The sequence below is a fragment of the Pseudomonas sp. BJa5 genome, from assembly GCF_030272875.2.
In the GTDB taxonomy this organism is placed as follows: domain Bacteria; phylum Pseudomonadota; class Gammaproteobacteria; order Pseudomonadales; family Pseudomonadaceae; genus Aquipseudomonas.
Map to the genome: position 1 here is coordinate 55,901 of NZ_JALRNG020000039.1, position 12,009 is coordinate 67,909.

Consider the following 12,009-nt stretch of genomic DNA (forward strand, 5'->3'; position numbering starts at 1 on the left):
CCTGCGGGTATACCGAAAATCTGTGGAGCCGCCCGTGCGCCAGCGTTATCTAGCCCTGCTCAGTGTGTTTGCCAGCCTGCCCGCCATGGCGCTCACGTTCCAGACGCGTCTGGAGAATATCGAGTGGAAAGTCGAAGGCGATCAGTTCGAGTGCCGTCTGGTCCAGCCGGTCACCGATTTCGGCAGTGGCGTGTTCGTGCGCCGCGCAGGCGAGCAGGCTACGTTCCAGCTGCGTTCGAGCGTCAATGTACTGGGCACGGGCTCGGCGTCCTTGCTGGCGGCGGCTGCGCCCTGGCAGCCCGGTCGTGGCGACATCAACCTGGGATCGGTGCGTATGGCGCGCAGCGGCGTGCTCTTTACCAGCACCCAGGGCCAGGCCAGCCGCCTGATCAATGGCTTGCTCGACGGGCGCAGCACCGTCGTGCGCAACTATGCCGGTGAAGCGGGGCGGGCGATGGAAGTTCGCCTGCTACCGGTCAAGTTCAGCCAGGCCTATGGCGAATACCAGCTGTGTGCGGCCAAGCTGCTGCCGATGAACTATGACCAGATTCGCCAGGCGCGGGTCGGGTTCCCCGGGGGCGGTATCGACCTGGATGCCGATGCCAGGGCGCGCCTGGACGTGATCCTGGACTTCATCAAGGCTGATCCGACGGTCAACCACATCGACATCGACGGCCACTCCGACAACAGTGGCAACCGCCTGACCAACCGCGACCTGTCCCGGCGCCGGGCCCTGGCGGTCATGGACTACTTCAAGGCCCACGGTATTCCGGAGGACCAGATCACCGTGCGCTTCCACGGCGAGCGCTACCCGTTGACGGCCAACAACTCGGCGGCCAACCGCGCGCGCAATCGCCGGGTCAATATCCAGCTGGACCGTGTGACACCGGTGGAGAAGCCGGTAGAGCAAGCCGCCGACTCGGCACCGGCCACCCCTGCCGCCGCACCGGCTGCGCAAACCGAAGCCGGCAAGCCGGTGGTCAAGTCCTGAGCTGCGACCTTCCGTCGCGCTCTCGACAGTTCCTGTCGCTTTGTCGTCACAAGCTGTCGCCCCACTGTAATTTTTGCCGCAAGGCCGGTAGAATCAACGGCTTTCCGTACAACCCCGTGGAGTGATGGCATGGCGGACGTAAAAAAGGTCGTACTGGCGTATTCCGGCGGCCTTGATACTTCGGTGATTCTCAAGTGGCTGCAGGATACCTACAACTGTGAAGTGGTGACGTTCACCGCCGATCTGGGTCAGGGCGAGGAGGTCGAGCCGGCCCGCGCCAAGGCTCAGGCCATGGGCGTGAAGGAAATCTACATCGATGACCTGCGCGAAGAATTCGTCCGAGACTTCGTGTTCCCGATGTTCCGCGCCAACACCGTCTACGAAGGCGAGTACCTGCTGGGTACTTCCATCGCTCGTCCGCTGATCGCCAAGCGCCTGATCGAAATCGCCAACGAAACCGGCGCCGACGCCATTTCCCATGGCGCTACCGGCAAGGGTAACGACCAGGTGCGTTTCGAACTGGGTGCCTACGCACTCAAGCCAGGGGTCAAGGTCATCGCGCCGTGGCGTGAGTGGGACCTGCTGTCCCGCGAGAAGCTCATGGACTACGCTGAGAAGCACGGTATCCCGATCGAGCGTCACGGCAAGAAGAAATCGCCTTATTCGATGGACGCCAACCTGCTGCACATCTCCTACGAGGGTGGCGTGCTGGAGGATACCTGGACCGAACACGAAGAAGACATGTGGAAGTGGACCAAGTCGCCAGAAGCTGCGCCGGACGTTCCTACCTACCTGGAACTGACCTACCGCAACGGTGACATCGTCGCCCTGGACGGCGTGGAAATGACGCCTGCCACCGTACTGGCCACCCTCAACCGCATCGGCGGCGAGAACGGCATCGGTCGTCTGGACATCGTCGAGAACCGTTATGTCGGCATGAAGTCCCGTGGCTGCTACGAGACCCCGGGCGGCACCATCATGCTGCGCGCCCACCGCGCCATCGAGTCGATCACCCTGGACCGCGAAGTCGCTCACCTGAAGGATGAGCTGATGGCCAAGTATGCCAGCCTGATCTACACCGGCTACTGGTGGAGCCCTGAGCGCCTGATGCTGCAGCAGATGATCGACGCCTCGCAGGTCAACGTGAACGGTGTGGTTCGCCTGAAGCTGTACAAGGGCAACGTGATCGTCACCGGCCGCAAGTCCGATGACTCGCTGTTCGACGCCAATATCGCAACCTTCGAAGAAGATGGCGGCGCTTACAACCAGGCGGACGCGGCGGGCTTCATCAAGCTCAATGCCCTGCGCATGCGTATTGCTGCCAACAAGGGCCGTTCGCTGATCTAAGCGACGCGCTGAACGAAAAACCCCGGCCTGGTCCGGGGTTTTTTTATTCTGCGATCGGGCGGGTGACCAGTGTGGTCCGGGTGCCAGCGTCCAGATTGCACAGTATCCAGGTGGTGTCGGGTGGTTGTGTCTGTTTCAACGCCTGGGCGGCAAACAGTTCGATCAGTCGGGGTGTTTGTGCGCCACGCATGCAGATGGTGATGCTCGTCTGTTCAGGGGGTGTGGCAGGCTCGCCGAGCGGTTGCATGTCCTGAAGTCTGTCGGGGCCGGCGCTTTCAACAACTGTTTCATCCATTACCGCGAGCGAAATGTGGGTGTCTGGCATAGCGCCGGGATCAACCGGCGGCGGTGAGAACAGTGACCTGTAGTTGAAGTTCAGGGTAAGAAAGAACAGTACCGTCAGAAAGAACGGGAAGCCGACGAGGAACCAGGTATAGATGCCCTGGCTACGCTCGCTCAGGAATGGCAACGACGCCAGGGCCGAGGCTTCGATAATGCCGGCTAATATTGCGATGATCGTCAGCGGGCTTTTCAGCTCTGAGTCGTTCATGCCTCCCACCTCTCATCGGCAGTTCAAGTTAATCTTCATTTATTCCCGATAAAGGCAGTACTGGCAGAGGGTGGCATTTCTTGATCAGGAAGTTGTTGCTGCGCGCGCTCGAAAATTTCATATGTTTTTTATTTCGAGTATTTATCAAGCAAAAGTCTAGGATATTTCCTGCGTGGCTAATGGCTTTGTGAGCTGGTCTGTCTAGACAGCACGGTGCTACCTTAGTGTCAGAGTTATAGCTGTTGCTGTTGTTGGGAGCGTACGGACATGGGGTGTCCTGCAATTATCTTATTTGTAGGAATAGTCTCTTAAGTGTGTAGGTTCTGTCTTTATACATACTTGTTCGTCAATGGCGTAATACATTATGTTGTGTGACTAGGCTATTGTGCGGGCTTGAAATTCGAACAGCGAACTATTGGATTTGCCCATGAATAAAGTGCTGATCGTGGATGATCATCCGGTCATTCGCCTGGCTGTGCGCATGCTGATGGAGCGGCATGGATATGAAGTCATCGCGGAAACGGACAACGGCGTGGATGCGTTGCAATTGGCACGGGAACACAGTCCGGACATCGTCATCCTGGATATCGGCATTCCCAAGCTCGATGGCCTCGAGGTGATCGCCCGGCTCACCACAAGTTGCCAGGGCATCAAGGTGCTGGTCCTGACCTCCCAGGCTCCCGGGCACTTCTCGATGCGTTGCATGCAGGCGGGGGCTGCGGGTTATGTCTGCAAGCAGCAGGATCTCACCGAACTGCTCAGTGCAATCAAGGCGGTGCTCTCCGGCTACAGCTACTTTCCCAATCAGGCCTTGCATTCGGTTCGCTCCAACCTGGGAGGCGCCAGCGAGGCGGACATGGTCGAGCGCTTGTCCGGGCGGGAGATGATGGTGTTGCAGCAACTGGCGCGAGGCAAGACCAACAAGGAAATCGCCGACGGCATGTTCCTGAGCAACAAGACCGTCAGCACCTACAAGACACGCTTGCTGCTCAAGCTCAACGCCCGTTCGCTGGTCGACCTGATAGAACTGGCCCAGCGCAACGGCCTGGTCTGACGCGGGCAAAAACAACAAAGCCTCCGTGCAGGAGGCTTTTGTGTAAGTGATGAGGCCGGGTCGCGGGCTTGTTGCCCGGTCAGGCTCGATCCAGGGTGTTACAGGTCGTAGTCAAAATCGGCCAATTCTTTCTGCAGGCGGCGCTCTTCCAGCATGTTGTCGATGGTGCGGCGTTTGCTCAGGTTGGTCTTTGCCACTTCTGCCGGCTCTCTCTCTTCTGTCTCGCTGGCGTCGAAGTCGTCTTCCACTACATCCAGGTCTTCTTTATCGGTGCTCATAAGTCACTCCAAGCCAAGAGGGCCATTGGCGCACCTTATAGCGAGAATCCTTGAGCGGGTAAAAAAGATTTTTTCAATCGACAGGTCAAGAATTTCACTATCTTCTCAATCGTCCGAGGTTTTGTGCTTGTATTCGCACAGGTCTTCGATCCGGCAGCTTCCGCAACGGGGTTTGCGCGCCTGGCACACATAACGGCCATGCAGGATCAGCCAGTGGTGGGCATCGAGCAGGTAGGCCTTGGGAACGAACTTCAACAGTGCCTTCTCGACCTCAAGTACAGTCTTGCCCGGGGCAATGCCCGTCCGGTTGCTGACCCGGAAAATATGCGTATCGACCGCCATGGCCAGTTGCCGAAATGCGGTATTGAGCACTACGTTGGCGGTCTTGCGACCGACGCCAGGCAGGGCTTCGAGGGCTTCACGGGTTTCCGGCACCTGGCTGCCATGCTGCTCGATCAACAGGCGGCAGGTTTCTATCACGTTGCGGGCCTTGCTGTTGTACAGGCCGATGGTCTTGATGTACTCCGACAGTCCGTCTACGCCCAGCGCATAAATGGCTTCGGGGGTGTTGGCGATCGGGTACAGTCTGGCGGTTGCCTTGTTCACGCTGACATCCGTGGCCTGGGCAGAGAGGATCACCGCGATCAGCAATTCGAAGGGCGTGGTGTAGGCCAGTTCGGTCTTGGGGTCAGGATTGTCTTCATGCAGCCTGCGAAAGATTTCCAGGCGTTTTGCGGCATTCATGGGGTCAATGCTTTCCTTGACGGCGTGAGGGGGCTCGCTGCAGGCAAACCCGGTTGTAAAGGGCGAGCAACAGGCCCAGCAGGATCAAGCCACCTGGCAGCAGCGCGGCCAGGCGCACACCTGCCCAGCCTGCCAGTACTTCGCGGCTGACGCCCAGGGCGATGCACAGGGCGGCAAAGCCCAAAAGCACGCTGCCGGTTTCGCGCCAGCGACGGCTGTGACCCAGGGCATGTTCGAATACCAGGCATTGTACGGCGATCAACGCCGGGTAGGGACTCAGTGCTTGATACAGGGGAAGGGCCCAGGCGCGCAGGCTCAATTCCAGGCAGGTAACCAGTGCGGCGGCCAGCAGCACGCTGGCGGTCAACTGGCTGGCGGGGGAGAGGCCCTGGTGCAGGGGCTTCATGGCCAGGTGGTGCACCGCAATCAGCGCCACGCTGCAAGCGCCAATGACGCTGGCGTTGACCAGCGTGCCGGTTGCGCCGAGCAGCGGGGCAAGGGATACGGCGGCCAGCCATTGTCTATTCATGAGGGGCGCCCTCGAGCAATGGCTGGCGGTGTTCGTCGAAGTAACGCAATGCATCGTGCACCGCCTGGATCACCGCACGGGATGTCACGGTGGCACCGGCCAACTGATCGAACTGACCGTTGTCACGTTTCAGCGCCCAGGCCGAATCGGGCAGTGTCTGGCGGCTGGCGCCGGTGAAGGTTTGCAGCCAGTGGTTGCCCGGTTCCACCAGTTTGCCGCCCAGCCCCGGCGTTTCCTGTTGCCGCATGACCTTGGTGCCGATCAGGCGGCCCTGGCTGTCGACGGCGATCAGCAGTTCCAGTGGTCCACCATAGCCTTGGCTCTGGCTGTGCAGTACCACGGCGCTGGGCTTGCCGGCCAGGGTGGCGCGATAGCCGGCCAGTAGCTGGCTGTGATCGAGTGACGGATTATCCAGTACCAGGGGGGATTGCAGGGGTTGGTTGTCGTAGCTCGATGGCGGCAGGACGCTAAGCCAGGTTTGTGCCTTTAGCTGTTGTTGCGCCTGGGCAATAGCTCCGGCGCTGAAGTGTTGCCAGGCCACGACGCTACCCAGGCTCAGCAGGCCGACCAGCAACAGCAGCGACGCACTGCGCAGCGCTGCACGGTTCATGTTGACACCGCCTGTCGACGTTCGGCCCAGCGCTCCAGGGCCGGTACGCCGAGGTTCATCAGCAGCACGGCGAAGGCGCCGCCATCGGGATAGTTGCCCCAGGTGCGGATCAGGTAGATCAACAGGCCCACGCCCGCGCCGAACAGCAGCCTGCCCCAGGGTGACCTGGGACCGGAGACGGGTTCTGTGGCGATGAAGAACGCCGCCAGCATGGTCGAGCCACTGAGCAGATGCAGCAGCGGCGAGCCATTGGAATCCGAGCCCGAACCGTTCCAGCACAGCAGGCTGATCACGAACAGGCTGGCCAGCAGGCCGACCGGGGTGTGCCAGCTGATGACCTTGCGTTGCAGCAGCAACAGGCCTCCGGCGAGGAAGGCCAGGTTGACCCATTCGCTGCCCTTGCCACCGAAATGACCGAAGCCTGGGTGGCTGGCGAACAGCTCATCCATGGTCAGGCTGCGGTTGTGGCGCAAGCCGTCGAGGATCGTAGCCTGTGCCCAGGCATCGGGCTGTTCGCCGATGCTCAGGCCGAATACATGCTGCAGGCTGGTGCCCAGGTCGAGCAGTTGCGTGCCCGGCCACTGGGTCATGTGCTGCGGGAAGGTCAGCAAGGCCACCGCGTAGCCCAGCATGGCCGGGTTGAACGGGTTCTTGCCGACGCCCCCATACAGGTGCTTGCCCAGCAGCATGGCACTTGCCGTGGCGGTTACCGGTACCCACCAGGGCGGGTAGGCGGGCAGGGCAACGGCCAGCAGGGTCGCGCTGACCAGGGCGCTGCCGTCATTGAGCGATGGCAAGACCGGCCGTTGCTGCAATTTGAGCGCGATCGCCTCGAAGGCCAGGGCGGCGCCGGCACACAGCAACAGATTGAACAGCATGCCCCAACCGTGCTGCCAGAGCAGCACCAGCACACCTGGCAGGCAGGCCAGCAGCACCAGCAACATGGTGCCGCGCAAGCGTTCACTGAGGTCAGCGGGCTGCATGATCGGTGGCCGGTTGCAAGGCTTGCAGGCGAGCCTGTGCCTGATCGGCTTCCCGTTCAAGCTCGGCCAGCTGGGCGTGTTGCGCTTCGCTGGGGCTGGCGCCGAAGGCCGTTCTGGCCTTGCTCAGTTGTGCCCGACTCATGGCAGCGGCAATTTTGGCCTGTTTCAGGGCCGTATCGGCGGCCGCAGCCTTCTGCGCCTTGACCCGTTCGATAGCCGCCTTGATCGGGTCGTCAGCCACTTCGCTCTGGTTGTTGGTGCTGGCTTGGGCGCTACGCTGGCTACGGGCGGCGCGCTCCGCCTGTTTGCGTGCTTCCTCGCGCTGCAAGCGGCTATTGCGCAGCTCGAAACGGCGTCGCGCGTGGTTGCGCTTGCTGTTACGTGCTGCCAGGGCATCCGCATCATGGGCAAATCCGCCGACGATCGGCACTATGGTGCTGCTGGCGGTCAGCGGTAGCAGGTCGATGCAATCTACCGGGCAGGGCGCCACGCACAGGTCGCAGCCGGTGCATTCGGCGCTGATCACCGTGTGCATCAGCTTGGCCGCACCGACGATGGCATCCACCGGGCAGGCCTGGATGCATTTGGTGCAGCCGATGCATTCCGCTTCGCGAATGAAGGCCACCTGGGCGGGGGCGCTACCGCGTTCGGTATCCAGGGCAATGACCGGAACCTGCAGCAGGCTGGCCAGGGCCGCGATGGTTTCGCTGCCGCCCGGTGGACATTTGTTGATCGCTTCGCCCTTGGCCAGCCCTTCAGCGTACGGCTTGCAGCCAGCGTGACCGCATTTGCCGCACTGGGTCTGCGGCAGCAGGGCGTCGATGCGTTGAATCAGACTCATGATGTAAATAATCCGTTGAAGCCGAAAAACGCCAGGGCCATGACGCCTGCCCCGATCAACTCGACAGGCAGGCCACGAAAGGCCAGGGGTACAGCGTCGTTGTCAGTGCGCCGGCGCAGGTCGGCAAACAGCGCCATGACCAGCCAGAAACCCAGCCCGCCACCCAGGCTCCAGGCCAGGGTCTGCACTACACCATAGCCCGCTTCGCTGACCTGCAGGCTCAGGCCCAGCAGCGCCACATTGCCCAGCAGCAAGGGCATCAGCCCGGCAAATGGCAGGCTGGGCAGCGCTCGCGACAACAACCCGAGCACGGGGGCGATCAGCAACGCTGCCAAGGGCAGCAAGACGAACAGGCGCAGGTAGTCGAGTTGCAAGGGCAGCAACAGAAAGTGGTACAGCAGTTGACCCAGGTTGGTCGCCAGCACCAGCACCACCAGTGTCGCCAGGCCCAGTGCGTGCAGCCGACGGCGTTCCTGGTCAACCGGGTAGTGCAGGGCAGGGTCGATGGCCAGCCCCTGATGCAGGATCAGGTTGTTGATCAGCGCGGCGCTGATCAGGGCCAGGATGAGTTCGCTCATGGGGGTGCACATTGCCAGGGCTGTTCGCCATTATCCGGCAATGAGGCAAGGATGAGAACGCCCCGGACGCAATCGTCCGGGGCGTGGGGGTTACTTGATGCGCTGGCCTGGCTTGGCGCCGCTGTCGGGGCTGAGCAGGTAGATTTCTTCACCGCCAGGGCCTGCGGCCATGACCATGCCCTCGGAGATGCCGAAGCGCATTTTGCGCGGCTTGAGGTTGGCGATCATCATGGTCAGGCGACCTTCGAGCTTGGCCGGGTCCGGGTAGGCCGACTTGATGCCGGAGAACACGTTGCGTTGCTCGTCACCGATGTCCAGGGTCAGGCGCAGCAGCTTGTCGGCGCCCTCCACGGCTTCGGCCTTGAGGATCAGGGCCACGCGCAGGTCGACGGCGGCGAAGGTGTCGAACTCGATCTCGGGCGACAGCGGATCCTTGGCCAGCTCGCCATTGCCGGTGACGACGGAGGTCTGGCTGGCGGCCAGGTCTTCCTTGCTGGCGGTGGTCATGGCTTCGACCTTGGCCGGATCGATACGGTTCATCAGCGCCTTGAACGGGTTCAGCTTGTGGTTGGTCAGGCGCGTCTGGTGATCGGCCCAGGTCAGCGGCGCGACATTGAGGAACGCCTCGGCGTCGGCGGCCAGTACCGGCAGCACCGGCTTGAGGAAGATCACCAGCTGGCGGAACAGGTTGACGCCCTGGGCGCAGATCGCCTGGACCTCGTCCTGCTTGCCTTCCTGCTTGGCCAGCGACCAGGGTGCCTTGTCGGCGATCCAGGCGTTGGCGCGGTCGGCCAGGGCCATGATCTCGCGCATGGCGCGGGCAAAGTCACGACCTTCGTAGGCTTCGGCAATGGCCGGGGCAGCGTTGAGGAACGCCTCGGTCAGTTCCGGCGCGGCATCGCCGTCGACCATGACGCCGTCATTGCCCTTGTGGATGAAGCCGGCGCAACGGCTGGCAATGTTGACCACCTTGCCGACCAGGTCGGAGTTGACCTTCTGCACGAAGTCTTCGAGGTTCAGGTCGAGGTCGTCGACGCCGCGGCCCAGCTTGGACGCGTAGTAGTAGCGCAGGTATTCCGGCGACAGATGGTCCAGGTAGGTGCGCGCCTTGATGAAGGTGCCACGGGACTTGGACATCTTCGAGCCGTTCACGGTCAGGTAACCGTGCACGTTGATGCCGGTCGGCTTGCGGTAGCCGGCGCCTTCGAGCATGGCTGGCCAGAACAGGGCGTGGAAGTTGACGATGTCCTTGCCGATGAAGTGGTACAGCTCGGCCTTGGAGTCCTTGTTCCAGTACGCGTCGAAGTCCAGTTCCGGACGACGGGCGCAGAGGTTCTTGAAGCTGGCCATGTAGCCGATCGGCGCGTCCAGCCAGACGTAGAAGTACTTGCCCGGCTCGTCGGGGATCTCGAAGCCGAAGTACGGGGCATCACGGGAGATGTCCCACTCCTGCAGGCCGGCGTCCAGCCATTCGGCGATCTTGTTGGCCACGGCGTCCTGCAGGGTGCCACTGCGGGTCCACTGCTGGAGCATGGCCTGGAAGTCCGGCAGCTTGAAGAAGAAGTGCTGGGAGTCCTTGAGCACCGGGGTGGCGCCGGAAATCGCCGACTTGGGGTTCTTCAGCTCGGTGGGTGCGTAGGTGGCGCCGCATTTTTCGCAGTTGTCGCCGTACTGGTCTTCGGCAGCACACTTGGGGCAGGTGCCCTTGATGAAGCGGTCGGCCAGGAACATTTTCTTGTCCGGGTCGAAATACTGGGTGATCGAGCGGGTGGCAATATGCCCGGCTTCACGCAGCTTGAGGTAGATCTGGCTCGACAGCTCGCGGTTTTCTTCGGCGTGGGTCGAGTGGAAGTTGTCGAAATCCACCAGGAAATCGGCGAAGTCCTTGCTGTGTTCGGCCTGGACGTCGGCGATCAGCTGCTCGGGGGTGATGCCTTCCTTCTCGGCGCGCAGCATGATGGCCGAACCATGGGCGTCGTCCGCGCAGACATACACGCACTGGTTGCCGCGTAGTTTCTGGAAGCGCACCCACATGTCTGTCTGGACGTACTCGAGCATATGGCCAAGGTGAATGGAACCATTGGCATAGGGGAGGGCGCTGGTGACGAGAATCTGACGTGGCTCGGACATGGGGGCTCGGCTACTTTTCGGCTACTAGAGATAAAACGGTGATCGGCCACTATAAAACGCCGGGAAATTTATTTCACCCCATGGGCGTATCCGTCGTTGTTTCACGGGTTAGCATAGTGGCCTGTTTTGCTCAGTCTTATCACGGGAGTCTCCATGAGTGCCGTCACTCGCGCAGCCGTCGAAGCCGTTCTTCGCCAGTACACCGACCCTTACCTGAACCAGGACCCGGTCAGCGCCGGCTGTGTGCAGGCCATCGATATCCAGGGCGGGCAGGTCAATGTCCAGTTGCAACTCGGTTATGCCGCCGGCCTGTTCAAGAACGGCTGGGCGCAGGTCCTGCAAACGGCCATCGAGGGTATCGAGGGTGTCGCTTCGGCGCGGGTCGAGATCAACTGCGTGATCGCCGCGCACAAGGCCCAGGCCCAGATCCCGGGGCTGGCCAACGTCAAGAACATCGTCGCCGTGGCCTCGGGCAAGGGTGGCGTGGGCAAGTCCACCACCGCGGCCAACCTGGCCCTGGCCCTGGCCCGTGAAGGCGCCCGGGTGGGGATTCTCGATGCCGACATCTATGGTCCGAGCCAGGGCGTGATGTTCGGGATTCCCGAGCGCACCCGGCCACAGGTCCGCGACCAGAAGTGGTTCGTGCCGCTCAAGGCCCATGGCGTCGAGGTGATGTCCATGGCCTTCCTCACCGACGACAATACCCCCATGGTCTGGCGCGGGCCGATGGTCTCCGGGGCGTTGCTGCAACTGGTGACCCAGACCGCCTGGGACGACCTCGACTACCTGGTGATCGACATGCCGCCAGGCACCGGCGACATCCAGTTGACCCTGGCGCAGAAAGTCCCGGTGGCAGGCTCGGTGATCGTCACCACGCCGCAGGACCTGGCCTTGCTCGATGCGAAAAAGGGTGTGGAGATGTTCCGCAAGGTCAACATCCCGGTGCTGGGCGTGGTCGAGAACATGGCTGTGCACATCTGCTCCAACTGCGGCCATGCCGAGCATCTGTTCGGTGAGGGCGGCGGTGAGAAGCTGGCGGCCCAGTACGGCGTGGAACTGCTGGCTTCGCTACCGCTGTCGATGCTGATCCGCGAGCAGGCCGACAGTGGCAAGCCGACCGCCATCGCCGAACCGGAAAGCCAGATCGCCATGGTCTACCAGGAGCTGGCTCGCCAGGTGGGCGCGCGGATCGTGTTGCAGGAAGCTGCTGCACCGGCGATGCCGAACATCACCATCAGCGAAGATTGAGATGAGCCCATCGCGGGGGGCCCCCCCCCCCCCAATCCCCGGAAGGCAGGGGGTGGCCCCCCCCGGGGCTAAAAAAAAAAACCCCCGGGAAAGGGGGGGGGGTTTTTTAAAAAGAAAACAAGACTA

General features: G+C 61.9%; 12 protein-coding genes and 1 pseudogene. 4 read left to right on the plus strand and 9 right to left on the minus strand.

The features are described 5' to 3' along the window. Positions 1 to 34: 34 nt before the first annotated feature. Together M2D63_RS20695 and M2D63_RS20700 are read left to right on the plus strand one after the other, a co-directional pair. Positions 35 to 991, plus strand: a complete 957-nt coding sequence (locus M2D63_RS20695; RefSeq protein ID WP_285864868.1) for an OmpA family protein — start codon at positions 35 to 37, stop codon at positions 989 to 991. A 129-nt stretch (positions 992 to 1,120) separates the two neighbouring features. Continuing rightward, positions 1,121 to 2,338 carry an argininosuccinate synthase gene (locus M2D63_RS20700; RefSeq protein WP_285864869.1) on the plus strand — a complete coding sequence of 406 codons (1,218 nt, stop codon included), beginning with the start codon at positions 1,121 to 1,123 and terminating at the stop codon, positions 2,336 to 2,338. A gap of 43 nt (positions 2,339 to 2,381) precedes the next feature. Here M2D63_RS20700 and M2D63_RS20705 read toward each other — a convergent pair whose 3' ends face one another. Continuing rightward, complete coding sequence (locus tag M2D63_RS20705; protein ID WP_285864870.1) at positions 2,382 to 2,888, minus strand: hypothetical protein; 507 nt, start codon at positions 2,886 to 2,888, stop codon at positions 2,382 to 2,384. Between the two features lie 427 nt (positions 2,889 to 3,315). Between M2D63_RS20705 and M2D63_RS20710 the strand changes: the two genes are divergently transcribed. Continuing rightward, positions 3,316 to 3,942: a response regulator transcription factor gene (locus tag M2D63_RS20710; protein ID WP_285864871.1), complete on the plus strand. Its 627-nt coding sequence runs from the start codon at positions 3,316 to 3,318 to the stop codon at positions 3,940 to 3,942. A gap of 98 nt (positions 3,943 to 4,040) precedes the next feature. Here M2D63_RS20710 and M2D63_RS20715 read toward each other — a convergent pair whose 3' ends face one another. The 8 genes and pseudogenes from M2D63_RS20715 to metG all read right to left on the minus strand — a co-directional run bounded on the left by M2D63_RS20715 (position 4,041) and on the right by metG (position 10,635). Then, positions 4,041 to 4,220: a PA3496 family putative envelope integrity protein gene (locus tag M2D63_RS20715; RefSeq protein ID WP_285864872.1), complete on the minus strand. Its 180-nt coding sequence runs from the start codon at positions 4,218 to 4,220 to the stop codon at positions 4,041 to 4,043. Positions 4,221 to 4,325: 105 nt separating this feature from the next. Beyond that, positions 4,326 to 4,964, minus strand: coding sequence for an endonuclease III (gene nth, locus M2D63_RS20720; protein ID WP_285864873.1), 639 nt, complete (start codon positions 4,962 to 4,964; stop codon positions 4,326 to 4,328). A 4-nt stretch (positions 4,965 to 4,968) separates the two neighbouring features. Continuing rightward, positions 4,969 to 5,493 carry an Rnf-Nqr domain containing protein gene (locus M2D63_RS20725; RefSeq protein ID WP_285864874.1) on the minus strand — a complete coding sequence of 175 codons (525 nt, stop codon included), beginning with the start codon at positions 5,491 to 5,493 and terminating at the stop codon, positions 4,969 to 4,971. After that, complete coding sequence (locus M2D63_RS20730; protein ID WP_285864875.1) at positions 5,486 to 6,103, minus strand: RnfABCDGE type electron transport complex subunit G; 618 nt, start codon at positions 6,101 to 6,103, stop codon at positions 5,486 to 5,488. Before M2D63_RS20730 ends, M2D63_RS20725 begins: the two co-directional genes overlap by 8 nt. Next, on the minus strand, positions 6,100 to 7,086 hold the full coding sequence (locus tag M2D63_RS20735) for an RnfABCDGE type electron transport complex subunit D (RefSeq protein ID WP_285864876.1): 987 nt from the start codon (positions 7,084 to 7,086) through the stop codon (positions 6,100 to 6,102). Before M2D63_RS20735 ends, M2D63_RS20730 begins: the two co-directional genes overlap by 4 nt. A gap of 7 nt (positions 7,087 to 7,093) precedes the next feature. Beyond that, a pseudogene (gene rsxB, locus M2D63_RS20740) lies at positions 7,094 to 7,927 on the minus strand (electron transport complex subunit RsxB); the annotation flags it as partial. After that, on the minus strand, positions 7,924 to 8,505 hold the full coding sequence (locus M2D63_RS20745; protein ID WP_285864877.1) for an Rnf-Nqr domain containing protein: 582 nt from the start codon (positions 8,503 to 8,505) through the stop codon (positions 7,924 to 7,926). The pseudogene rsxB and the gene M2D63_RS20745, both read right to left, overlap by 4 nt. Positions 8,506 to 8,595: 90 nt before the next feature. Further along, a complete protein-coding gene (gene metG / locus M2D63_RS20750; RefSeq protein ID WP_285864878.1) occupies positions 8,596 to 10,635 on the minus strand; it encodes a methionine--tRNA ligase in 2,040 nt (679 codons plus the stop codon). A 153-nt stretch (positions 10,636 to 10,788) separates the two neighbouring features. On the opposite strand from metG, the gene apbC reads away from it, so the two are divergent. Continuing rightward, positions 10,789 to 11,883 carry an iron-sulfur cluster carrier protein ApbC gene (gene apbC / locus M2D63_RS20755; protein WP_285864879.1) on the plus strand — a complete coding sequence of 365 codons (1,095 nt, stop codon included), beginning with the start codon at positions 10,789 to 10,791 and terminating at the stop codon, positions 11,881 to 11,883. The last annotated feature ends 126 nt before the right edge of the window (positions 11,884 to 12,009 follow it).

What these genes read in the sequence shown, in the direction of transcription:
- M2D63_RS20700 (WP_285864869.1), top strand. Translation starts at nt 1,121, where the DNA reads ATGGCGGACGTAAAAAAGGTCGTACTGGCGTATTCCGGCGGCCTTGAT.
- M2D63_RS20705 (WP_285864870.1), bottom strand. Translation starts at nt 2,888, where the DNA reads ATGAACGACTCAGAGCTGAAAAGCCCGCTGACGATCATCGCAATATTA.
- M2D63_RS20710 (WP_285864871.1), top strand. Translation starts at nt 3,316, where the DNA reads ATGAATAAAGTGCTGATCGTGGATGATCATCCGGTCATTCGCCTGGCT.
- M2D63_RS20715 (WP_285864872.1), bottom strand. Translation starts at nt 4,220, where the DNA reads ATGAGCACCGATAAAGAAGACCTGGATGTAGTGGAAGACGACTTCGAC.
- nth (WP_285864873.1), bottom strand. Translation starts at nt 4,964, where the DNA reads ATGAATGCCGCAAAACGCCTGGAAATCTTTCGCAGGCTGCATGAAGAC.
- M2D63_RS20725 (WP_285864874.1), bottom strand. Translation starts at nt 5,493, where the DNA reads ATGAATAGACAATGGCTGGCCGCCGTATCCCTTGCCCCGCTGCTCGGC.
- M2D63_RS20730 (WP_285864875.1), bottom strand. Translation starts at nt 6,103, where the DNA reads ATGAACCGTGCAGCGCTGCGCAGTGCGTCGCTGCTGTTGCTGGTCGGC.
- M2D63_RS20735 (WP_285864876.1), bottom strand. Translation starts at nt 7,086, where the DNA reads ATGCAGCCCGCTGACCTCAGTGAACGCTTGCGCGGCACCATGTTGCTG.
- M2D63_RS20745 (WP_285864877.1), bottom strand. Translation starts at nt 8,505, where the DNA reads ATGAGCGAACTCATCCTGGCCCTGATCAGCGCCGCGCTGATCAACAAC.
- metG (WP_285864878.1), bottom strand. Translation starts at nt 10,635, where the DNA reads ATGTCCGAGCCACGTCAGATTCTCGTCACCAGCGCCCTCCCCTATGCC.
- apbC (WP_285864879.1), top strand. Translation starts at nt 10,789, where the DNA reads ATGAGTGCCGTCACTCGCGCAGCCGTCGAAGCCGTTCTTCGCCAGTAC.